The following is a 23,276-nucleotide window of genomic DNA, read 5'->3' as shown; positions in this document are numbered from 1 at the left end:
TATGCGAAGTCTTAATCTGATTTTCCAACGTTGGGTAGTGGACCAATTCAGACTGCAGAAGAACGCTTACGAGCAAGCCTGGAATTGCAAAACAAACTGGGTTGGTGAGTGTGCTTTGTCTTTTTGGTTTTCATTGAGTTTTGTATTTTTAAAGCCAGTTATTTCGGGTGTTCCCTCATGGAAACTGCCTTTGGTTTACTATCCAAACGTTAATTTTGCTGCGCCAAGATGGTTTGATCCTGTACGTTTTATTATCCAAAGCGTGTGGTTGCTTTGCTTCAAGCAAAACGTAAATACAGCATGGTCCAAAAAAACCAGCAGCTTAGCGATGACTTTAGCCGAACAAATTCGCAATGCGTTCTACTTGCCATTTGAATTGGTTGCAAAAAGCGTCCGCTGGTTAGAACAGACAGCGAACAACATCAAAGATCCACAAGTTCGAGAGCGTATTAAAGCAAGTAAGTCAGCGATGGCGTTGAACTACACCTTGCTGTTTTTCGTGGTGTTAATCGCTTTGCTGTGTTTTACGGTGCCATTTGGTTATCAGGCTCAGACTGTCTTTGTGTTGTTACTCTGGGCATTAGCGATGATGGTTCGTCGCATGCCGGGTCGTTTTCCTACCATGCTTTTGATCATCTTGTCGGTTACGGCCTCATGTCGATACTTGTGGTGGCGTTATTCGTCTACCCTGAACTGGGACGATCCTGTTGCTTTGTTTCTAGGGGGCGTTTTACTTCTAGCTGAGACGTATTCTTGGATTGTGTTGATGCTTGGCTATTTCCAAAATATCTGGCCATTGAATCGCAAACCTGTATCGATGCCACCGGATCAGTCAACTTGGCCAACCATTGACTTGATGATCCCTACTTACAACGAAGATCTCGATGTTGTGAAAGCGACGGTTTATGCCTCGTTAGGTGTCGATTGGCCGAAAGACAAACTCAACATCCACATTCTGGATGACGGCAAGCGTGATAGCTTCCGAGATTTCGCCAAAAGTGTAGGGGTGAACTACATCCGCCGCCCAACGAATGAACATGCGAAAGCCGGTAACATTAACTATGCGTTGAAGCAGACCAGCGGTGAGTTTGTTGCGATTTTTGACTGTGACCATATTCCTACACGAGCATTTTTTCAGCTCACAATGGGGATGTTCCTGAAAGATCCAAAGTTGGCGCTTATTCAGACGCCGCACCATTTTTTCTCACCGGATCCTTTTGAGCGTAACTTATCGAACTTTCGTAACGTGCCAAACGAAGGCAACTTGTTTTACGGCCTGATTCAAGATGGTAACGACTTATGGGATGCGACTTTTTTCTGTGGCTCGTGCGCTATTTTACGTCGAGAGCCTTTAGAGGAAGTCGGTGGTATTGCAGTCGAAACCGTGACGGAAGATGCGCACACGTCTCTGCGCATGCACCGTTTAGGCTATCGTTCTGCATATCTTAAGCAGCCGATTTCTGCTGGTTTGGCGACAGAAACATTGTCTGCACATGTTGGGCAACGCATTCGTTGGGCTCGCGGGATGGCGCAGATATTTAGGGTAGATAATCCATTGACTGGAAAGGGGCTTAAGCTCTCTCAACGGCTTTGTTACGTCAATGCCATGCTGCACTTTCTATCTGGTATCCCGAGGATTGTATTCCTGATCGCACCCTTGGCTTATTTGTTGCTGCATTCCTACGTGATTTATGCACCAGCGCTGGCGATCATTTTGTACGTATTACCCCACATGATTCACGCCAGCATGACCAACTCTCGTATGCAGGGTGACTACCGTTATTCGTTTTGGGGTGAGGTATACGAAACCGTGCTTGCTTGGTATATCGCAAGGCCAACAACGGTGGCTTTGTTTGCGCCTCATAAAGGGACATTCAACGTAACGGCAAAAGGCGGTTTAGTTGAAAAGTCTCACTACGATTGGGTGATCTCCCGACCATATTTGGTTTTGGTTGCACTCAACATTCTGGGCTTCGCTGTAGGGATTTACCGAATGGGGTGGGGGCCTCAAGACGAAATCGGTACGGTTATCGTGAATCTCGTTTGGACGATGTACAACTTGTTGATTTTAGGTGCTGCTGTCGCCGTTGCGGTAGAAGCCAAGCAAGTGCGAAAAGATCACCGAGTAGAGGTGGCGATTCCTGTCGCGGTAAGGCTTCACTCAGGACACTTGATTCAAGCGCAGATGAAGGATTTCTCTTTGGGTGGCGTGCGCATTGAAATAGACGGAGTCGATGAACCAACCTGTGCGTACCTACTTGGCCAAACCTTAGAAGTGATCCTCAATCGCGGTGGTCAAGAGTTCGTGTTCCCGATGACGGTTGCCTATGCTCATAAGGGGATATTTGGTTTACAACTCAACGAATTGTCTCATCAACAACAAATCCAATACGTCCAATGTACATTTGCACGTGCAGATACGTGGGCGAAATGGCAACAAGGCTATCAATCAGATAAGCCTCTCTCGAGTATGCAGGCTGTACTGCAAGTCGGCTTTAATGGATACAAACGCTTGTTGCAACATTGCCCTAAATTTGTTCAGGCCAGTGTGGATGCACTTTTATTTTGTATCGAATTTATTTGGTCACTAAGACCTCGTTATGTCCCAATCAGGACCTCAAGTCATGCTAAATAATAAAAAACTAACAGCGTTGACGACGGCTATCACTCTCATGTGTATGTCGGGCAGTCTCGCGGCACAAGAAGTAAGTCAGCAACAACCAACGCCTTTGGCACAGCAAGATGCTGAAAATTCGACCGTATTTAAGCGTGTCATTCCATTTAGTCAATTGGGTTACAGTGGTTCAATTGCTATTCAAGGTAGTGAGGCCAGTGCTTATATTGGTTTCGGTTCGCGACTTGATGAGGTGGTGTCTAATGCCACGTTGTACTTTGACATCACACCTTCACCAGCGTTGCTCTCTTTGGTTTCTCACGTCAAAGTGTATTTGAACAACGAGCTTATGGGAGTGGCGTCAATCGTCGATGGTCAGCAAGGTAAAAAATTGAGCTTATCGATGCCGCTGGATACTCGTTACTTCAGTAACTACAACCAAATTCGCTTTGAGTTGATTGGGAATACTCAGAAAGAGTGTGCCAATCCAAATGACTCGAGCATTTGGGCTGAGATCAGCCAAAGCAGTCGAATTGAAATGTTCGCCCAAAAGACAATGTTGGAAAGTGACTTGAGCTTGTTGCCAGCGCCGTTTTTTGATGTCCGTGATTTCAGCCAGTTAAATCTGCCTGTCGTTATGGGCGGCAAATACGATCTGGATGATGTCAAAGCTGCCGGTGTCTTGAGCTCTTACTTTGGTGCTCTTGCGGGTTGGCGTGGCGCTCAATTCCCTTTTAGTGTCGACACGTTACCTAAGCGCAACGCCATTGTCTTTGTTACCAATGACAACAAACCTGAGTTTCTGAGAGATTTTCCAGACACGGATGGGCCTCGTCTTCAAGTCATCACTCACCCAACTGACCCGTACGTGAAGCTTCTTCTAGTGATAGGCCGTGACAGTAAGGATCTTAACGTTGCGGTGCAAGGTTTGGCGTTGGGAAACCAACTTCTTACTGGGCCAATCGCGAAGATTAATGAAGTCAAACAAATCAAACCACGAGTCCCGTACGATGCGCCAAACTGGGTGAGTACGGCTCGTCCCGTTGCATTATCTGAATTAGTCGAACAAAAAAGCATGTTGCAAGTGGAAGGCCGAACGCCTCCTCCAATCAATGTGAGTTTGCGCTTACCACCCGATCTCTTTACTTGGCAGAGCCGTGGTATATCGATGGATCTTAACTATAGGTATTCGCCACCTGCTGCGGATCATTCTGGTTCTCGCCTGACTTTGAGCATCAATGACCAGTTCATTGAGGCGTTTAACTTAACCACAAAAGGCCAAGGTGGTGAGTCTAACCGTGTGCGTGTTCCTCTGTTAGATGACAGTATTCTGAGTGGTGATGCGCTTGTTCGTATTCCGGCCTTTAAAGTTGGCAGTAAAAACCAAATCGAGTTTGAGTTTGGCTTTGCGTCGGTGACTGATGGGCAATGTCAGGTGACGCAACCAAGTAAGCAATACGCGGTCATTGATGGTGACTCTACGGTGGATTTTAGTGGTTTCCCTCACTACATCGAAATGCCAAATATGCGCGCTTTTGCTACTTCTGGCTTCCCTTACACGCGCATGGCCGATTTGTCAGAAACTGCGATTGTTGTTCCAGAGAGAGCTCCAAAAGAAGTGTTGCAGACCTTCTTAAACGTCATGGGCTCGTTAGGAAGTGATTCTGGGTACCCAGGTATTCAGGTGCTTTTGACAGATAAATGGAATGCTGAGCAACTAAAAAATAAAGACATCCTGACGATTGGTGTTGTGGATGCACTAGAAGAAGCCGCTAATAACCCTGACCAAGTTAACTTAGTGGTTAAAGAAGGTCAGAGACAAATTCGCCTGCCAAGCAAAAATGAAAAGCAGCTAGGAATGAACTGGATGAGTCCAAGTGATGCTCGTCAAGCCGCCGCAGATTATGTTTCTGTTGAGGCAGAAGGCTCTTTTGCTGCTATTTATGGTGCAGAATCGCCATTTACGAAAAAACGCAGCGTCATTTCTATTATGGCGGCTCACCCGTCAGATTTTGCGTCGGTTGATCGCGCGTTGGCTGACTCCGGTAAAGTGGAGCACATGTTTGGCTCGGTAGTGACGTTGAGAAATAACGAAGTAGCAAGCTACAACGTGGGTTCGCACTACTATGTTGGTAAGCTTCCTGTGTGGCAGCTCGTTTGGTATCACTTCTCTAATCACCCAGTCATCGTTGCGTGCTTTGCCGCCTTGCTAGTGGTGATTGTAACCATTGTGCTTTGGCGCGTATTACGTCAAGTCGCGTCTAGACGTTTAGAAAAAACTGAGGAAGAGGAATAATGAAAAAACTCATCTCATTCCTTATGTTGTTCGTGTCTCCTTACTTGTGGGCTAACACCTGCGAGTGGCCACAATGGGAAACATTTAAGTCGGTATACATGGAGCAAGGCCGAGTCGTTGATGGCAGTGACGAGCGTATGATTACAACCTCGGAAGGCCAATCTTACGCATTGTTTTTTGCCTTGGTTGCCAATGACCCTAAAACCTTCGATCAGGTTTTAAAATGGACTCAATCACATTTAGCTGGTGGGGACTTGACGGCAAGGCTTCCCGCTTGGTTGTGGGGAAGAAAAGAAAATGGTCAGTTCGGAGTGTTGGATTCTAACCCAGCGTCAGATTCTGATTTGTGGATAGCTTACTCCCTTGTTGAGGCGGGGAGATTGTGGAATAACTACTACTATCAGACCCTTGGACATCTGATCGCGAGTCGTATTTTACGTGAAGAAACCGTCAACATAGCGGGAGTTGGAACGGTATTGTTGCCAGCTCCAACGGGCTTTGATGCCGACGGCCAGCACCGTGTGAATCCGAGTTATGTTCCGTTACAACTGATTGCTCGTATGCAGTCGCTGTACCCGCAATACAACTGGGATTCAATGTACAAGGCAAGTGTTCACATGCTAGAGAAAACGATGCCAGCTGGCTTTAGCCCAGACTGGGCAGCATTGAGAAATGGTCGTTATAGCTCAGATGTGGTTACAGGGCCGATGGGCAGTTACAACGCGATCCGCACTTATCTTTGGGCGGGTATGCTAAATGACCAAGTTTCAGAAAAAGCAGTATTAGTACAAAAAATGCAGCCGTTTGTCGCGGCAACCAAAGCCCTTGGTGCGCCAGCGAGAGAAGTAAATACTGAAACGGGTAAATATACCCAAGCAGGAAGCGCAGGTTTTTCTGCTGCGGCTCTTCCTTTACTCGCGGCTTCTGGTGAATCTACGCTGTTGGAGACGCAGTTTCGTCGTGCTCAAAATGAACTTGTGGTGGACAAAAACGATCATTATTACGACAACGTATTAAGTCTATTTGGGCTTGGTTGGCATGAAGAACGTTACCGTTTTGGTGTGCAAGGTGAATTGCTTCCTGCATGGAGCGAGAGATGTCAGTAACAGGACGCGCGTTATGGTGGATTCCACTGGTTGCTTTGGCGACTGGTGGCGTCGGCACTGTGCATGCAGAAAGCTTTAGTTCAAAACCTCTGACAAAGTCGCAGCTCGCACAGGTCTACAAGCCTATCGAGCTGGTTCAATTTTCCACATCATTAGCACGAGTTGACTCGGTTGAGTGGTTGGTTGAGCAGCTAAAACTGGCGGACGCGATTGGCCGAGATGATATTGTCGAGAGTACTCTGGAGAGGCTGTTCGCGATTGAAGAAAGCAATCCAACGGGGCTTTTCTATCAAGCGAATATGTATCTGAAACGTAAGCAGCCAGAATTAGCAAAACCGGTATTTGAGCGCTTAATCAGACAGGCGCCTCATTCGCCTCAAGCGAAAAACTTGTCATCGATTATGGCCATTCAGGGAGAGAAAAGAGCGGATTATCAGCGCGCTCAGTTGCTTGCAAAATCTGGTCGTTACGATGAAGCGATTCAAGCTTACAAAGCCCTTTTCCCAAATGGAATGCCATCACCAGCGTTACAACTGGAATTCCTACAGTTGCAAAGTAATTTGCCAGGCAGTTGGAGCTCGGTAAAACAGGGACTGGAACGTTTAAATGCAAATTATCCTAGTGTTCCGTCTTTTCAACTCGCGTTAGCCAACCACATTCGCAAAGATAATCCTGCCGATCCATGGATTCTCGATACCTATAAAAAGTTAGCGCTTGCTCCTTCGGTTGGAACAAATGCGGCAACGTCGTGGTTGCGTGCATTGGATCAATTGCCTATTTCAGATCAAGTTGTTCAGCAATATGCCATCTTAGCTAGCTACTACCCGTCTGACATGGAGATACAAAGAGCGAATCAAAGCGCGAAAGATCGCTGGAAAAAGGAAAAGGAACTACGCAAAGACCCCACTTATCTCGCCAAGCTCAAAGGGTTAGCGTTGCTCGAGGAAGATAAAACCGACCAAGCAGAAGCTCAGCTGCGTTATGCGTTGACGACTCGTCCGCAAGATCCTGAATTGCTTGGTGCTATGGGTAAGGTTTATCTACGTAGAGGGCAGCAACAAAAAGCGCTCGGATACTTTAAACAGGCTCAGCACTTAGATCATAATCCTGACTCGGCCTCAAAATGGGCAGCGCTAATCGAGACTTCTCAATATTGGGCGTATCTTGATCAAGGTGATGCCTTGGTCGAAAAAGGCCAGTTTAAGCAAGCAGAAAGCGCTTATCAAAAAGCGATTCAAGTAGATAAATCCCAACCTTATGCTTATTCATCATTAGGCTCTTTGTATCTGGTACAAGAAAATTATGCCGCGGCAGAGAAGGTTTTCAAACAAGCTTTGCAACTGGATAGCAGCAATAGCTCTGCATTGCGTGGTCGCTTAGATGTTCGTATTCAGCAGCAAGATTGGTCTGGCGCGGAAGCACTCGCGCGCAGTTACTCAGCCCCACAGCAGAAAGTGGTCGCTGAAAAAATAGCGAGCATCAAGTCGGAAGTTATTGTGACTCGTCTGCGGATCGCAATCGCTCAAAATGATCAGGCAACGATGAAAGCGTCCGTAGAGGAATTGATTGCGCTACAGCCAACCTCCCCATGGTTAAGGCTTGATATTGCTGACGTGGTTCATTCAATGGGCGACAAAGTACGCGCGGATACGCTGATGTCCGATTGGGCTACATCTAGTAATGACCCTGAAATGAAATTTGCTTACGCGCTTTATCTCGCGCAGGACTTCAACGTGAATGAGGCCATCGCTGAGCTAGAGAGTATCGCACAACATGACATGACAGACGCAATGCAGCGCAATTTAACCCGCTTGAAGCTTGATGCTCAGTTGAGAGACATTCAAACGCGTTACTTAGCTTCTCCCGAATCAGTAATGGCGACATTACGTGCGCTAGAGTCGGATTATCAAGGTCAAATTCAACCGCTCGCTCGTCTAGTGAGTGCGTGGTTAGACATTGATGAAGTTAAGGAAGCTGAGAGGATTTTCCAAAACATTTCGCTTTCAGAAGATTGGTCAACCGATGACAAACTGGCTTACGGCAGCATGATGGTAAGCTTGAATCACTTTGAAGATTTTGATCGTTGGTACGCGGACTTAGCATTAAATTCCGCAACACAAGATTTAAGTGCTTCGGAAGCATTACAGCTTGATGAACTCAAAACCCGTCGACTGTTGAGTCAAGCGGATCTGATGCTGGTTAATCAACAGCCTAAGCTTGCGTTGGATTTGTATGAACAAGTTTCTTTAAAGCCTGAGCCATTTAAAACTCAAGCAGAAATTGGCATGTTGCAAGCCAGTGCTTTGACTGGAGATGAAGCGACGTATCACGACATGCACCTCATTTTGAATAAAAAGCGCGATAGCTTAACTGCGGCACAGTTGATGACAGTGGCCGCGGTGTTTAATCAACAAGGCTATCGAAATGACGCTAATGCGCTAAATCAGTTGTTGGATGCGATGCCTGATGCTGACGCATTAGCATTTCGCAATAGCATGTCTATAGCAATGGAAAATCAACAGTGGGCGTTAGCTGAAACACGCGCCTATCAAGCCTTAAATCGTGACCGAATGGATAAAAATCGTGAACCTGAAGAGGCGAAAAAAGAACCCCTAAGCTTACGCGAGCTATATGATACTGCTGACGAGTACTGGTTGACTCGTAACGTCAAATCGGACATCGATAAACTGCATGATCGGAGTGATGGGCATGTCATGATTGGCTGGGATTACAGTGCACGAGATGGCCGTAATACTTCGAATCAAGTGCCCATAGAAGCCCGAATCCCGATAGAGAGCTGGGATGGGCACCTGTTGCTAAAAGCCGATTATGTTTCTATCGATTCAGGTCAGTTGGACTATTATGAAAAAACCACCGATTCTGACAGCACTTCGTTCCAAAATGACGCATCAGGTATGGCATTTGGAGTGGGCTGGCAGGCTGAAGATTGGTTGGTCGATATCGGCACGACACCAATTGGTTTCGACCATACCACATGGGTTGGTGGTGTGCGCATCAATGGGGACCTGGGTGAGTTCGGTTGGACGGCAGAAGCTTCGCGTCGCCCAGAGACCAGTAGCGCGCTTTCTTATGCTGGAATGTCTGTCCCTAGCGGCACGACTGACCCTCAAGGGACTAAATGGGGCGGAGTTGCTCGTACTGGTGTGAAGTTGAGCTCAAGTTGGGACATTGGTGGCCCTTACGGTTTTTGGAGTAGCTTGCAGTATCATGTTTTGACTGGTGAAAAGGTTGAGGACAACACTCGTTTAGGCGTGCTAGGTGGAGCGTACTACAAGTTAATTGCAACGGATGACCAGCGTTTAAGTATAGGTACGAACTTAATGTACCTTGATTACGACAAAAATCTGGGTGAGTACACGCTAGGTCACGGTGGCTACTACAGCCCGCAAAGTTACTTCTCGGTGTCTTTACCTATCAACTTTTATGGCCGATACAACAGTTCTTGGTCATATCAATTGAGTGCATCCGTCTCTAACTCTTGGACTAAGGAAGACGCGCCATACTTATCGACAGTAGCGGAGTCAGACAAAGGTGGTGGTTTTGGTACGTCGTTGCAAGCGGCGGTGGAAAAGCGAGTCAGCAAACGTTGGTATCTTGGTGCGTTAGTCGATGTACAACGTTCTGAGTTTTATACACCAAACCATTTCATGCTTTATGCCAAGTACACCTTTAATGATCGTTGGCAACCAATAAAGTATCCGCCAGCAGCACCAACGTTGTATAGCGACTTCTAACAAAAAGCAAAGGCCGGAAATCCCGGCCTTTATTGTCTTATTCCTAGAAGAATGCGGCGCTTAGTACAAAATTGAGTAAAGCTGGCGACGATATTTGCTTGCTAATGCGTTACCTTGACCTAGCGCACTGAGAATATCCATAAAAGTCTTCTTCACGTCACCGTCTTGGGCGCCCAAGTCTTTTTTAAGAATATTCCACAGCAGTTCCAACGCTTCTTCATCCCGACCAACTTGGTTGTATTGTACCGCCAATTCACAAGCGAGTTCGAAGTTTGCCATGTCTGCTGCGTATGCTTGTTCTAGTCGCTGTAACTCAGGGCTATCTGCAGCCTGCAAATGCAGCTCGAGCTTGGCTATTAGGCTCTTGTAGTAGTTATCTTGATACTCGAGAGGGATAGCGTTCAGTAGTTCTTGGGCAATATCAAATTGTTTGGTTTCTAGCAAACAATCAGCCATCGCGAGTTTCACATCTCCACGCTCTTGCAGCTCTGGCGGCAAAGTGTGGATGATGCTCAAAGCCTGAGCATGCTCACCTTGCTGAAGAAGTTCACTGACTTGTTTTAATAGTTGTTCATCTGGGCTTGGCAAATGCTTTTGTAGCATGGTAGCAATGGCATCAATTGGTTGGGGGCCTCCCAGACCATCGACGGCTTGACCATTTATAAACAGCGCGATAGTTGGCAATACTTGCACGCCAAATTGAGACGCTAAAGCGGGCTGATCTTCACAATTTAGTAGAGCAAGCGTAAATGCACCGTTGTACTGTTGAGCAAGAGATTGCAACTCAGGGAGTATCTGTGCGCTTTCTGGCTGAGCGTTGGCCCAAAAGTGGATCAAAACGGGCGTGTTCATTGATCCTTCAAGCGTTTCGCGAAAGTTCTGTTCTGTTATCTCAACGATAAATGGGGATTGCATCAGAGTATCCTTGCCTTGTGTCTTGTCGTTGATATTAGATATGGAGTTGATTTAGGTGAAATTCAAGCGACATTCACCATCAATAATGAATCATTCTATTTTGAGAAAACGTGAGGTAATAGAGTGAGGTTATTGCTGCTCAGGTGTTAGATAAAAAGAAAACGCTGCCGAAGCAGCGCAATTCTAATGCTATTTGTTAGTGCGGTATCAAAATAGGATGAACATGGTCAACACTACACCCACACTAAGCCAGTTAAGCTGATTTAATGTCATTGTTGCCTCGCAGTAGTATAAACATTGCTACAAAACGTAATGGGTGGCGATACCAAATCTAAGCAACTCAATCACTTTGGGCGAAAGAATCCCCGCTGAATTGCGTAGAAATTGATTCGTTTAGTTGAGGCTTTTTTAACCTACATGTTCATAATGACATCACATTGTTACGGTGAAATTACATTTCGACAAAACTTTTTTATGCAGCCTGTCGCAAAATTTTATCAAGTACACGGGTTGGTAATAGTCTTTTCAAGACTGCGAATAATTTAGTCGGTGTAGTAATTCGATAACGAATTTTCGGTGAAACGCTAGTTAATGCATGAAGAACTGGTGCGATGCAAGACTCTGCAGGCAAAACAAATCGATTATTAGACTTGTCGTTGTTGAGTCGCTCTCTTTGTCCTTCATAAGCATGACGATGGGGGCTAGATTCAATATCAACCCACTTCTCAAAGGCTCGTAATGCATTGTTTCTAAATTGAGTTTCGATCGGTCCTGGTTCTATCAATGCCACTTTGATATTCGTATCCGCAAGCTCTAGCCTGAGCGTATCTGTCCAGCCTTCTAAGGCAAATTTTGATGCATTATAGGCACCACGGTATTTCATTGCGGCAAAACCAAGAACAGAGCTGTTTTGTATGATGCGTCCTTCGCCTTGCTGGCGCATATGGGGAAGCACTTCTCTGACCAACTGGTGCCAACCAAAAAAGTTGGTCTGAAATTGATCTTGAAGAGCCTCGGTGGGTAAGTCTTCCAGTGCTCCGGGCTGACCATAGGCACCATTATTGAACACTGCGTAAAGCTTACCTTCTGCTAACTCTAGCGCTTGCTTCACGCCCGAAGAAATGCTTTCTGGGCTATTTAGGTCTAGATTGATGCAGGTTAGCCCTTCATTAATTAGGCGCTGGACATCTTGTTCTTTCCTACAAGATGCAATGACATTAAATCCCTTGTTTTGTAGGGCGTGAGCGCACACGTAACCGATGCCGGTTGAACAACCCGTAATAAGAATCGACTTTTTCATAATTTAATTTAAGACTCAGAAACCTTGATTAGAGCCATCATTCATCAGCTCCGTTCATGAAGCAAGTGCTTGAGTGCTGGCTCTATTCTGGAGTAGCTAAATTTAAAGCCCAGTTCGGTGAGTTTTTTGGGTTTGGCTCTCATGCTATCGAACAATAAGCAGGAAGATTCTCCCATTAGGAGTTCCATCGCCCATTTAGGCGTGAACAAGATATGCGGACGTTTTAGCGTTTTAGCTAGTGTGCCGCTGAATATACGATTAGTCACAGGATGGGGGGCGCACATATTGAATGCACCGTGGGCATGTGGTGTTTCAAGCAAGTACATGATGGCGCGGACCATATCTAGGATGTGAATCCAAGGCATGTACTGATTACCGTTCCCAAGTGGGCCGCCTACGCCAAGCTTGTAAGGTAATAGCATCTTTGCCAACGCACCACCATTAAGGCCGAGTACCACGCCAGTTCTCATTAGACAAACCCGAGTTTGCTCCGACTCTGCGCGCTTGGCTATTTGCTCCCACTTTGCACAAACCTCGTGAGGAAAGTCGTCGCTATTAACATGTAAGCACTCATCAAACGGATGGTCTTGTTGATCACCATAGTAGCCAACTGCCGAGCCACTAATAAAAACAGAGGGAGGTTCGGTACTTGCGTGGATCAGCTCAACAATTTGTTCGGTAATTTTCCAACGACTTTTGCAGATTTTTTCTTTTTGCTCGCTGGTCCATCTTTTATCCGCAATAGGCTCACCTGCAAGATTAATGACGGCATCAACGTGATTGAGATCGGCGAACGACTCGAACGAGTCAAGGTATTCGATATTACCCAGATCAGCATGCTGTAGGTGTTGTTTTGCTCGCTCTGGAGAGCGTGTAAGTAGCATAACCTGGTGAGTTGATAGCAGCTTGAGCAACTCCGAGCCAATAAACCCAGTGCCACCTGTGAGTAATATCTTCATGTTATCTCTTTGAATGTACACGTATTAGAACATTATAGTCGCTTTGTGCTTAGCTTGATCATCTCAACACCATTATTTCTAGGATAGTGACAAGCTGACAGAGAGGCTATTAACTTCACATATTAGAAAATATGTAACTAAATGTTATAGATGGCGCTAGTGCATTCACGGTAGAAGAGTGAAATCTATGCCAGACTAGAAGTTATCGCTCATTGGAACGAGCGTAATCAGTTTGCACAATCAAGGAGGATAGGCATGGAAGCATTTGTTGCGCTTTTTCGAGCGCTCCTCAATAGTGCTCGTGATTTATTACCCATCATCATTGTTATCACTTTTTTCCAATTAGTCGTTTTGCAAGAGCCGCTGCCCAACCTGGTCTCCATTCTTTTTGGCTTGTTGCTTGTCGTTTTAGGATTAACCTTTTTTATCTTTGGCCTAGAACTTGGTCTTTTTCCTATCGGAGAGAGTATGGCTCAAGCCTTTGCAAAAAAAGGCAGCGTGTTTTGGTTATTAGTCTTTGCGTTTTGTTTGGGGTTTGGCACCACGATAGCTGAACCTGCATTAACCGCGGTAGCGGAAGAAGCCTCAGAAGTTGCGGCAGAGGGCGGAATGATCGCTAACTCAGAGCAGTCCATGCAGGATTACGGAGAAGGACTTCGAGTAACAGTAGCTCTCTCTGTGGGGATAGCCATCGTTATCGGCGTTTTGCGTATCTTAAAAGGGTGGCCGATTCATTACATGATCATTGGTGGCTACGTCGGCGTTGTAATACTGACGTGGTTTGCACCTGAAGCCATTATTGGCGTTGCTTACGATTCCGGAGGTGTAACCACGTCCACCATAACAGTACCTTTGGTCACTGCACTGGGTGTCGGTTTAGCGTCTTCTATTAAAGGGCGTAACCCTATGGTGGATGGCTTTGGTTTAATCGCTTTTGCCTCGCTGTTACCGATGATGTTTGTGATGGTTTACGGAATGGTCGTAACATGATTTCAATTGATCATTTCCTAGACACTTTGTTATCGACCGTTCGAGACGTCGTTCCCATCGCCAGCATTATTTTTGGTTTTCAGTTAGCGGTGTTAAGGCGTCCTGTTAGCAACCTTAAGAAAGTTTTGATTGGGTTCGTTTATGTGATTTTCGGGTTAGCTCTTTTTTTACTTGGATTAGAAATGGCGTTGTTTCCACTTGGGGAGACGATGGCTGTGCAATTAACGGCGCCGGAGTTTTTACAAGAGTTCAAAGTATCGGTAGGGAAAGCCTTAATGTGGGTCGACTATTATTGGGTTTACACCTTCGCCTTTTTTATAGGCTTTAGTACCACGATTGCAGAGCCTTCTTTAATCGCTGTAGCGATAAAAGCAAACCAAGTCTCTGGAGGCAGTATCAGTATTAACGGCTTGCGCGTAGCCGTTGCGTTTGGGGTGGCAATTGGTATTGCATTAGGGAGTTACCGGATTGTCGTGGGCGATCCCATTCATTATTACATCATCGCGGGTTACATCGTCGTTGTGATTCAAACGTTTTACGCTCCTAAGCTTATTGTTCCACTCGCCTACGATTCTGGAGGCGTAACAACTTCTACCGTCACTGTCCCACTTGTAACTGCATTAGGGTTAGGGCTTGCTTCGACCGTCCCTGGAAGAAACCCAATGATTGATGGCTTTGGCTTGATCGCGTTTGCCAGTCTATTTCCTATGATCTCTGTGATGGGCTATGCGCAAATAACCCAGTGGCTGAATAAAAACGTCTCGGAGGAAGAAGAAAATGCGCTTTAAATTGATACTTGCGTTTGTGGAAGACAGCAAAACAGACAAGGTGTTGGACGCTGCACGCGATGCTGGCGCGACCGGTGCTACAGTGATTAACAATGCTCGCGGGCAAGGTTTAAATCAAAAGCGAACGTTTTTTGGTTTAACGCTAGAAGTGCAAAAAGATGTGCTGCTGTTTGTGGTCGAGGAACATCTATCTCGACACATATTAGAGACCATTAATGAGGTTGGTGAATTTGACAGAGAGTCGGGACAGGGGATTGCTATTCAGATCGATATTGAAGATGCAGTCGGTGTCGCGCATCAAGTCGAGACATTGACCAAAGTAGTCGAGGATGAATTATGAGTGATCAAACGATAATTAGAGTTCGAGATGTTATGGCGGCAACGTATGTAATGGTTGATGGACTGATGACCGTATACGAAGGCATAACGCTAGCGAAAAAATACCAAGTCAAAGCGCTGGTGGTGAAAAAGCGAGATGATAATGATGAATATGGCATCGTGTTGATGAATGATATCGCCAAAAAGGTGCTGGCGAATAATCGTTCTCCTCAGCGCACAAATATTTATGAAATCATGACCAAGCCCGCTTTGTGTGTCGAACCAGATATGAACGTAAAATATTGTGCACGTTTGTTTGAGCGATTTGGCATAAGCAGAGCGCCGGTCATTGAAAGTGGCGAGGTCATTGGGATGGTGAGTTATAACAATATTGTCATCAACGGTATGGTGCGAGAAGAAGTGTAATAGGTTGATATAAATGAAAAATCAACGAATTTTTTCTCAAGTCAGCGACTGTTACAAAGAACTAAAATATTTAATATATGTTAGGTTGCATATGTGTTAATTCACCATTATTCTTTGCGCCCTAAGCCTAATGTCGAGGAATCTGTATCATGCCTTTAGTCTCTTGCCCCGTGTGTGAGAAACAAATCTCAAAACGCGCTCATGCATGTCCAGGATGCGGAGAGCCCGATCCGCTGCACCATCTAGCCAAATCAAAGTTTATGTCGATGGTGTTTTGGATACTGGTGTTGGTTGGAACAGCGTATGCAGCATGGTTCTATGTTTTGCCTATGGTCATTGAATCATTGCGCTATCAGTAGTATTCAAACCGTCGTAGGTTGAGCTGCTAAAAAAATGCCGTAGAATGACCTCATACTTTTTGAGGAGACAATGTCGTGAAACTATTTTTTGCCTCAGACCTGCATGGCTCTTTGCCAGCAACTAAAGAAACCATTGAGCTATTTCTGGCCTCTGGTGCGCACCACCTGATTTTGCTAGGAGATACGCTAAACCATGGGCCGCGAAACCCTATTCCGGAAGGCTACAACCCTCCACAGGTAGCAGACTTATTGAACCAATACAGTGATCAAATTATTTCTGTACGTGGCAACTGTGATAGTGAAGTGGACCAAATGCTATTGAAGTTTCCAATGATGATGGATTACTCATGGGTGCTACTTGAATCTGGCAAGAGAATCTTTTTGACTCATGGTCACTTGTACAACTCTGAAAAACGGCCGCCACTACGTGAAGGTGATATCATCGCCCACGGTCATACACATGTTCCCGTCGCAGAGATGCAAGATGGAGCCATTATATTCAACCCAGGCTCGATGACATTCCCACGTAATGGCTTACCGAGAAGCTTTGGTACTCTAGAAGACAATAAGCTAACGGTAAAAACGCCAGAAGGCGAAGTATTAGCACAAACCATGATTTAACGGTTTTACTAAGTAAAAAAATAGGGAGCGAATTGCTCCCTATTTTGTGTCTGAATGTCCTAAATCGCGTTCTGGGTCGATAATGTCTCTAACGCGCTGTTTTAGCACCTTGGCTTCAGGAAAGCCGCTGTCTTTTTTCCGTTCCCAAATTTGCTGGCCATTACAGAAAATTTCGAAGCGACCACCTGTGTCTGGGTGTAAGCTGATTGTTTCTATTTCTTCACTAAAAGTATGCAGTAATTCTTGCGATAGCCAAGTTGAACGCAACATCCAGTTGCACTGGCGGCAGTAATAAATATCAATGATTGCTTTATCCATGAAACTTTCCTTTTAATCTTTTTAAACCAGCAACTTGATGCCCACCGCAAACGTGAGAATTTCGAATGCAACTTTAATCACTCTGTTACTGTATCGAGTCGCGGCCCATGCGCCTAAACTGCCGCCTAGAAAAGAGCTTAACAATAAAACAGGTAACCAAACCCAGTGAATAGGCGCCCCTGCCTGTACGACGGCAATGCCTCCAATGCCATTCCAAAACAGGCCGACACAAATCATGGTGTAAGCAACGGCTTGTTTGTAGTCGTAACCAAACCAGCGCACCAAAAATAGTGTCACGAGCAAACCAGAACCTGCGGTAAGAGATCCGTTAATGATGCCGATAAACAGTAAGCCAATTCCACCAATAACCCAACCGATAGGATGACGGTTACGTATTACTTCAGCTTGGCCTAGCGATGTCTTAAATCGCGAGTAGATACCTAGCGCTAGGATCATCGTACCGAGCATCTTTTCCGCGATACCATCAGGGATCTGTACAATTAAGTTAGCCCCTAAAATCACGCCAATACTACCGGACAATATAAGGTAGAGCGCGATTTTCCATTTAATAGTGCCTGATCTTAAATGCGTGCTTGCTGCGCCTAAGCCTAAAGCGACCGAAGCCACTTTATGTGTGCCTAGCGCAACGGAGAACGGTAAGCCGAGAAAGATGAGTAAAGGGAATTGAAGCAAGCCTGCTCCGCCACCGGAAAGTGAAGCCAGCGTGTTGGCGATTAGTGAACCGAAAAAGAGAGTAGTGGTATCTAGCCAATCCATAAGCAAAACAAAGGGGGCGTCTTGCCCCCTTATCATCCAATCAAAATTAGTTTTTAAACAGTACCGAAGAACCGTGGTTCAAGCTAGTGAGCAAGAGTGTTTTTTCGTTCACGACGTCAATACGACGACTTTGCTCCGCATCTAGCTTAAAAATTTGAGTAATCAAACGTAGCTGTGCTTCGGAAAAGTCTTTTGATTGAGAAGATGAAATATCTTTAAACTCCGAAGGCGAGACCAACAAATAGTTGTCACTTACTTCCCAGCGGCCTTTTTCCGAGATATTTATCGTTGATTCTGCGGTTGAACCTTGAGCGAATAGTTTTATATTTGCTACGCGAATATAGTCACCATTAGGGAGATATTTCACGTTTGATTCAACATTAACTCGGCGTAGTGGGCCGACAGTATCGTCAGGTAGGCTGTCTGTAATGACTGTGACCATGGTCGACTGCCATTCGTTTGCTGTGAGGAGCTGCTCCACTTTTAGGTCACTTCCCCAATACAACCAACTACTGAAAAGAACGGATACGGCCAAAACCGCAGATGCTAATTTAATCTTCATATTGGCCTCCTTTATTTGCAGATGTCTGTTGGATCGTTTTGACCTGCGAAAATACGCAGTGTTACGTTCTCGTAAGAGTGGTTACTGTCATGAATGTAGTTCAGAATCAGCTGGTTATTTTGTCCACCAGTGGCAATCACTTCCACTGGCAACGAGTCTTCTGCATGGTGCTTCACGTAGCGCTCAATGCATTGCTCTATTGAAGGCAACCAGTTGTTGATTTGAGGGTGATTTACAGGTGTCATCACTGGTACATTTTGATACTCACCAATCTGACGGAATTGGGATTCCGCAGGGTTCGTGAATAACAATACGCAAACAGGAAGCAGCAGAGACAAAAAGATAATGACACGCGGTAGCCAGTTAATCGTGTTAGATGCTGGCTTCGGCTGAGTTTTAGTCGGCTCTACTTGAGGCTCAAGATCAGCAGTAGTATCGGTCACTATCTCTGTTGGTGGTGTATCGCTCGCTTCTAACTCCACTGCTGGCGCTTCTTGTTCAGAAGCGGTTTCTTCAACGTCAGTGTTAGAGTCAGTAGAAAATGGGCTCAAGCGTTCCACTGAACAAATGAGTTGGTAGCCACGTTTAGGTACCGTTTTAACAAACTCTGGAGATTTTGTTGAATCCTTCAACATCTTACGCAGAGTAGAAATCGCTTGAGTCAGGCTTGAGTCATCCACCTCAAAACCTTGCTCACGCCAAACAAACTCGTGAAGCTCGTTACGGGTTAAAACTTCGTTTGGTCTCTCTGCCAACATCAGAAGTATACGGCTTTCGTTGCTTCCTAATCGTACAACGTCGTTGCCGTTTTGTTGGTCAGCGAGCGAATTACTATTTGGATCAAAGGTGAACCTTTGAGCAAGTAGAAATTTGGTGCCAATGTTAGTCATTTAGTTCTTCTTAGATGGATGATGTTGTAATTATGGTGATTTATGTCACAAAATTACCGGGGCGCTTGGAGTGCGCACGACATTTTAGATGCTTTTAGACGGGTAGGATAATTAAAATTTTCTAAAAAAACACCGTTTTTAGCAATATTGACCTTGAATTTACATTTGTCAGCCACATGTTAAATGACATCTCGGTAAGGTGATTTCAAGGGGAAAGTCACAAACTTGTCCCTATGAAAAAGCCAATTAGTTTAGATGTTATGGAGCACACATGAGCGAAACCGTATCTCAAAATAAAGAAACTCGTGGTTTTCAATCAGAAGTAAAACAACTACTGCATTTAATGATCCATTCTCTTTATTCAAATAAAGAGATCTTTTTGCGCGAGCTGATCTCTAACGCATCAGATGCATCAGACAAACTGCGCTTTCAGGCGTTATCTAACCCAGATCTATACGAAGGTAATGCAGACCTTTGCGTGAAACTGTCGTTTGATGAAAGCGCAAATACCTTAACCATTTCTGATAACGGTATCGGTATGAGCCGTGATGATGTGATTGAGCACTTAGGAACAATCGCAAAATCTGGTACAGCTGAGTTTTTCTCAAAGCTATCTGAAGAGCAGAGCAAAGACTCTCAGCTTATTGGTCAGTTTGGTGTTGGTTTCTACTCGGCATTTATCGTTGCTGACGCCGTTACCGTGCGCACTCGCGCTGCGGGTCTAGCCGCTGATGAAGCGGTACAATGGCACTCAGCGGGTGAAGGTGAGTACACCATCGAAAACATTACCAAAGAGTCACGTGGTACCGACATCATTCTTCATATGCGTGAAGAGGGTAAAGAGTTTTTGAATGAGTGGCGTCTACGTGACGTTATCAGTAAGTACTCTGATCACATCGGCATTCCTGTTTCAATCCAAACTGTTGTTCGTGATGACGAAGGCAAGGAAACGGATGAGAAGAAGTGGGAGCAAATCAACAAAGCCCAAGCACTGTGGACGCGTAACAAATCTGATATTTCTGAAGAAGAGTATCAAGAGTTCTACAAGCACGTATCACATGACTTTGCCGATCCATTGGTCTGGAGTCATAACCGTGTAGAAGGTAAAAACGACTACACGAGCTTACTATACATCCCATCGAAAGCACCTTGGGATATGATGAACCGCGACCACAAATCAGGCTTGAAACTATACGTACAGCGCGTATTCATTATGGACGATGCAGAGCAATTTATGCCGTCATACTTACGCTTCGTACGTGGTTTAATAGACTCAAACGATTTACCGCTAAACGTATCGCGTGAGATCTTACAAGACAATAAAGTGACTCAGTCTCTACGTAATGCTTGTACTAAGCGCGTGCTAACGATGCTCGAGCGTATGGCCAAGAATGACGAAGAGAAATACCAATCATTCTGGAAAGAGTTTGGTCTTGTGATGAAAGAGGGCCCTGCGGAGGACTTTGCAAACAAAGAGAAAGTTGCAGGTTTATTGCGCTTTGCTTCAACTGAAGTGGACTCTTCTGAGCAAACTGTGGGCTTGGCGTCTTACGTTGAGCGCATGAAAGAAGGTCAAGATAAGATCTACTACTTGACGGCAGACAGCTATGCAGCTGCGAAAAACAGCCCTCACTTAGAACAGTTCAAAGCGAAAGGCATTGAAGTTATCTTGATGTACGACCGCATTGATGAGTGGCTGATGAACTACTTAACTGAGTTTGATGGTAAACAGTTCCAGTCAATCACTAAAGCTGGGCTTGATCTAAGTCAGTTTGAAGATGAAGCAGAAAAAGAGAAGCAAAAAGAAACCGAAGAAGAGTTCAAGTCGGTTGTAGAGCGCACGAAGTCTTACCTAGGCGATCGTGTGAAAGAAGTTCGTACGACCTTCAAACTCGCATCTACGCCTGCTGTTGTGGTAACGGACGATTACGAAATGGGCACTCAAATGGCGAAGCTTCTTGCGGCAGCTGGTCAAGCTGTGCCGGAAGTGAAATACATCTTTGAGCTAAACCCTGAGCACGAATTGGTTAAGCGTATGGCTGACGAAGCCGATGAAGAAGCGTTTGGTCGCTGGGTTGAAGTTCTGCTTGGTCAGGCAATGCTAGCGGAGCGAGGCTCTATTGAGGATCCAACAGAGTTCTTAGGAGCCGTTAATCAACTTTTGACTAAGGTGTAATAACCTCTGCAAATCAAAAAGCTCGCATTTCGCGAGCTTTTTGTTTGTTGTCGCAAAATTTTGCATCTCAAGTGCTGAGTTAATAATCAATAGGGCGTGAAAGAGGGTACTGTTAACATTCTTTAGTCTTAATACACTCTTTGCTCAGAGAACCTGTGATAGAATCTGCGACTTGAATGTGAGTAATAAGGCGTGTATTTTTGCTCGCCTATATACGTTATACCGAAACTTATCGTTGCAGGTGCTTCTCAGGTTTGATGTCTAAGAGGTCAGCTATTGTGAGCTTCGGTATAAATCTTAAATATTAAAGAGGATAAATCATGCGCATCATTCTTCTAGGTGCTCCAGGTGCAGGTAAAGGCACACAAGCAAACTTCATCATGGAAAAATACGGTATTCCACAAATCTCTACTGGTGATATGCTTCGTGCTGCTATCAAAGCAGGTACAGAGCTTGGTAAACAAGCTAAAGCTGTTATTGACGCTGGTCAGCTAGTTTCTGATGAAATCATCCTTGGTCTTATCAAAGAGCGTATCGCTCAAGAAGACTGTGCAAACGGTTTCCTACTAGATGGTTTCCCACGTACTATCCCTCAAGCTGACGGCCTAAAAGAAATGGGCGTAGACGTAGACTACGTTATCGAATTTGACGTTGCAGACGATGTGATTGTTGAGCGTATGGCTGGTCGTCGTGCTCACCTTCCTTCTGGTCGTACTTACCACGTGGTTTACAACCCGCCTAAAGTGGAAGGTAAAGATGATGTAACTGGTGAAGATCTTGTTGTTCGTGATGACGACAAAGAAGAAACAGTACGTGCTCGTCTAGGTGTTTACCACGAGCAAACTGCACCGCTAATCAACTACTACGGCAAAGAAGCTGAAGCAGGCAAGACTAAGTACCTTAAGTTTGATGGTACTAAGCAAGTAGCTGAAGTTAGTGCGGATATCGAGAAAGCACTATCTTAATTTGCTGAAGTCAAAAATTTAATATTTTGATATATTGAAAGCGGCCCAAGTGGTCGCTTTTTTTAGTTTACTCGTAAACATATATCTAATTAACTTCAGCTCGGCTATTCGTTACTTCGAGGTTACTTAAATATATGAACCAAGCCGTTTACCATGAATAGGATGTTATGAAAGAGAATAATAAACAGGGTGTACTCCTAGTTAACCTGGGAACTCCTGACGCACCAACCGCTCCTGCCGTAAAGCGCTTTTTAAGTCAGTTTCTTCATGATCACCGAGTGGTAGACATGACTCGATGGCTTTGGTGTCCACTATTGCACGGCGTTATCCTTCCTATCCGAGCTCCTAAAGTTGCCAAACTCTATCAATCAGTATGGATGGAAGAGGGCTCGCCGTTGATGGTGTACTCTAAACGCCAAATGGAAAAGTTGGCACAAAAGCTTGATATACCTGTAGAGCTTGGTATGACGTATGGTAACCCAAGTTTACAATCAGGCTTTGAAGCCCTTTTGGCGCAAGGCGTTGATGAAGTCATTGTTTTACCTTTGTATCCGCAATACTCGGGCACAACAACTGCAGCGGTTTCTGACGGAATCACTAAAGCATTTAAAAACCTGCCTGTGATGCCAAGCTTTAGCTTTATTCGTGATTATTACAATCACCCGAAATATATTGAAGCGTTAGCGCATTCAGTTCGTGAACATTGGCAAAAGAATGGTCAGGGAGATTACCTGCTGTGTTCTTATCATGGTATTCCAAAACGCTATGCTGACAATGGTGATGTTTACCCACAGCATTGTGAAGAGACGACTCGCTTGCTTGGGGAAGCGTTAGGTTTAAGCGAACAACAAATTGGCATGACGTATCAGTCCCGATTTGGGAGAGAAGAGTGGCTTCAACCTTATACCGATAAGACCCTAGAGGCACTTCCTGCAAAGGGTGTGAAAAATATTAATGTTGTGACCCCCGCATTTTCGTCAGATTGTTTAGAGACGTTGGAAGAGATCTCGGAAGAGTGTAAAGAGATTTTCCTTGAAGCAGGTGGTGAAAACTTTACCTACATCCCTTGTTTGAACGATAGTGAACTTCATATCGAGATGATGGTTGAGTTAGTTCAATCTAAACTTTAGATACAAAAAAG

At 45.1% G+C, this 23,276-nt stretch carries 20 protein-coding genes; 13 read left to right on the top strand and 7 right to left on the bottom strand.

Going from position 1 to position 23,276, the window contains the following annotated elements; all coding sequences use genetic code 11:
• The first annotated feature begins 1 nt into the window (after nucleotide 1).
• From bcsA to NL626_RS03755, 4 genes are read left to right on the top strand one after another with little or no spacing between them, the layout of a single operon-like run.
• A complete protein-coding gene (gene bcsA / locus NL626_RS03770) occupies nucleotides 2-2,635 on the top strand; it encodes a UDP-forming cellulose synthase catalytic subunit (RefSeq protein ID WP_253657005.1) in 2,634 nt (877 codons plus the stop codon).
• A complete protein-coding gene (gene bcsB / locus NL626_RS03765; protein ID WP_253657004.1) occupies nucleotides 2,625-4,910 on the top strand; it encodes a cellulose biosynthesis cyclic di-GMP-binding regulatory protein BcsB in 2,286 nt (761 codons plus the stop codon). The genes bcsA and bcsB overlap by 11 nt, the downstream gene beginning before the upstream one ends.
• Complete coding sequence (gene bcsZ / locus NL626_RS03760) at nucleotides 4,910-6,016, top strand: cellulose synthase complex periplasmic endoglucanase BcsZ (protein WP_253657003.1); 1,107 nt, start codon at nucleotides 4,910-4,912, stop codon at nucleotides 6,014-6,016. The genes bcsB and bcsZ overlap by 1 nt, the downstream gene beginning before the upstream one ends.
• On the top strand, nucleotides 6,007-9,771 hold the full coding sequence (locus NL626_RS03755; RefSeq protein ID WP_253657002.1) for a cellulose synthase subunit BcsC-related outer membrane protein: 3,765 nt from the start codon (nucleotides 6,007-6,009) through the stop codon (nucleotides 9,769-9,771). Before bcsZ ends, NL626_RS03755 begins: the two co-directional genes overlap by 10 nt.
• A gap of 60 nt (nucleotides 9,772-9,831) precedes the next feature.
• Here the strand turns inward: NL626_RS03755 and NL626_RS03750 are convergent, their stop codons facing one another.
• From NL626_RS03750 to NL626_RS03740, 3 genes are all read right to left on the bottom strand, one after another.
• A complete protein-coding gene (locus NL626_RS03750) occupies nucleotides 9,832-10,686 on the bottom strand; it encodes a co-chaperone YbbN (protein WP_005388628.1) in 855 nt (284 codons plus the stop codon).
• Between the two features lie 472 nt (nucleotides 10,687-11,158).
• A complete protein-coding gene (locus NL626_RS03745) occupies nucleotides 11,159-11,986 on the bottom strand; it encodes an SDR family oxidoreductase (RefSeq protein ID WP_025766996.1) in 828 nt (275 codons plus the stop codon).
• 44 nt (nucleotides 11,987-12,030) lie between these two features.
• Nucleotides 12,031-12,945, bottom strand: coding sequence for a TIGR01777 family oxidoreductase (locus tag NL626_RS03740; RefSeq protein WP_253657001.1), 915 nt, complete (start codon nucleotides 12,943-12,945; stop codon nucleotides 12,031-12,033).
• A gap of 255 nt (nucleotides 12,946-13,200) precedes the next feature.
• On the opposite strand from NL626_RS03740, the gene NL626_RS03735 reads away from it, so the two are divergent.
• From NL626_RS03735 to yfcE, 6 genes are all read left to right on the top strand, one after another.
• Entirely contained in the window at nucleotides 13,201-13,935 is a 735-nt protein-coding gene (locus tag NL626_RS03735; RefSeq protein WP_005382077.1) for a DUF1538 domain-containing protein, read from the top strand.
• Nucleotides 13,932-14,723: a DUF1538 domain-containing protein gene (locus NL626_RS03730; RefSeq protein WP_253657000.1), complete on the top strand. Its 792-nt coding sequence runs from the start codon at nucleotides 13,932-13,934 to the stop codon at nucleotides 14,721-14,723. The genes NL626_RS03735 and NL626_RS03730 overlap by 4 nt, the downstream gene beginning before the upstream one ends.
• Nucleotides 14,713-15,063 carry a P-II family nitrogen regulator gene (locus NL626_RS03725; protein ID WP_005382084.1) on the top strand — a complete coding sequence of 117 codons (351 nt, stop codon included), beginning with the start codon at nucleotides 14,713-14,715 and terminating at the stop codon, nucleotides 15,061-15,063. Before NL626_RS03730 ends, NL626_RS03725 begins: the two co-directional genes overlap by 11 nt.
• Complete coding sequence (locus NL626_RS03720; RefSeq protein ID WP_005382085.1) at nucleotides 15,060-15,467, top strand: CBS domain-containing protein; 408 nt, start codon at nucleotides 15,060-15,062, stop codon at nucleotides 15,465-15,467. Before NL626_RS03725 ends, NL626_RS03720 begins: the two co-directional genes overlap by 4 nt.
• A 149-nt stretch (nucleotides 15,468-15,616) precedes the next feature.
• Nucleotides 15,617-15,826, top strand: a complete 210-nt coding sequence (locus tag NL626_RS03715) for a hypothetical protein (RefSeq protein ID WP_005382086.1) — start codon at nucleotides 15,617-15,619, stop codon at nucleotides 15,824-15,826.
• 75 nt (nucleotides 15,827-15,901) lie between these two features.
• The gene (gene yfcE, locus NL626_RS03710; protein ID WP_017634822.1) at nucleotides 15,902-16,447 is read left to right on the top strand and encodes a phosphodiesterase; all 546 of its coding nucleotides are present in this window, start codon (nucleotides 15,902-15,904) and stop codon (nucleotides 16,445-16,447) included.
• Nucleotides 16,448-16,486: 39 nt separating this feature from the next.
• Here yfcE and NL626_RS03705 read toward each other — a convergent pair whose 3' ends face one another.
• The 4 genes from NL626_RS03705 to NL626_RS03690 are packed head-to-tail and all read right to left on the bottom strand — an operon-like array spanning nucleotide 16,487 to nucleotide 18,994.
• Nucleotides 16,487-16,765, bottom strand: coding sequence for a SelT/SelW/SelH family protein (locus tag NL626_RS03705; RefSeq protein ID WP_005382088.1), 279 nt, complete (start codon nucleotides 16,763-16,765; stop codon nucleotides 16,487-16,489).
• A gap of 21 nt (nucleotides 16,766-16,786) precedes the next feature.
• The gene (locus NL626_RS03700; RefSeq protein WP_253656999.1) at nucleotides 16,787-17,542 is read right to left on the bottom strand and encodes a sulfite exporter TauE/SafE family protein; all 756 of its coding nucleotides are present in this window, start codon (nucleotides 17,540-17,542) and stop codon (nucleotides 16,787-16,789) included.
• A 46-nt stretch (nucleotides 17,543-17,588) separates the two neighbouring features.
• Complete coding sequence (gene toxS / locus NL626_RS03695; RefSeq protein ID WP_005382091.1) at nucleotides 17,589-18,104, bottom strand: transmembrane regulator ToxS; 516 nt, start codon at nucleotides 18,102-18,104, stop codon at nucleotides 17,589-17,591.
• 11 nt (nucleotides 18,105-18,115) lie between these two features.
• Entirely contained in the window at nucleotides 18,116-18,994 is an 879-nt protein-coding gene (locus NL626_RS03690; RefSeq protein ID WP_158173724.1) for a transcriptional regulator, read from the bottom strand.
• A 271-nt stretch (nucleotides 18,995-19,265) separates the two neighbouring features.
• Here NL626_RS03690 and htpG point away from each other — a divergent pair, with 271 nt between their 5' ends.
• The 3 genes from htpG to hemH all read left to right on the top strand — a co-directional run bounded on the left by htpG (nucleotide 19,266) and on the right by hemH (nucleotide 23,265).
• Nucleotides 19,266-21,170, top strand: coding sequence for a molecular chaperone HtpG (htpG, locus tag NL626_RS03685; RefSeq protein WP_017819957.1), 1,905 nt, complete (start codon nucleotides 19,266-19,268; stop codon nucleotides 21,168-21,170).
• 320 nt (nucleotides 21,171-21,490) lie between these two features.
• On the top strand, nucleotides 21,491-22,135 hold the full coding sequence (gene adk, locus NL626_RS03680; RefSeq protein WP_005382094.1) for an adenylate kinase: 645 nt from the start codon (nucleotides 21,491-21,493) through the stop codon (nucleotides 22,133-22,135).
• Between the two features lie 167 nt (nucleotides 22,136-22,302).
• A complete protein-coding gene (gene hemH / locus NL626_RS03675) occupies nucleotides 22,303-23,265 on the top strand; it encodes a ferrochelatase (protein ID WP_253656998.1) in 963 nt (320 codons plus the stop codon).
• Nucleotides 23,266-23,276: the final 11 nt, after the last annotated feature.

The sequence above is a fragment of the Vibrio sp. Y58_MX_L22 genome (assembly GCF_024181865.1).
Classification (GTDB): Bacteria; Pseudomonadota; Gammaproteobacteria; order Enterobacterales; family Vibrionaceae; genus Vibrio; species Vibrio alginolyticus.
The sequence above is the reverse complement of the archived record's forward strand: the minus strand, read 5'-3'. Positions and strand labels throughout refer to the sequence as shown.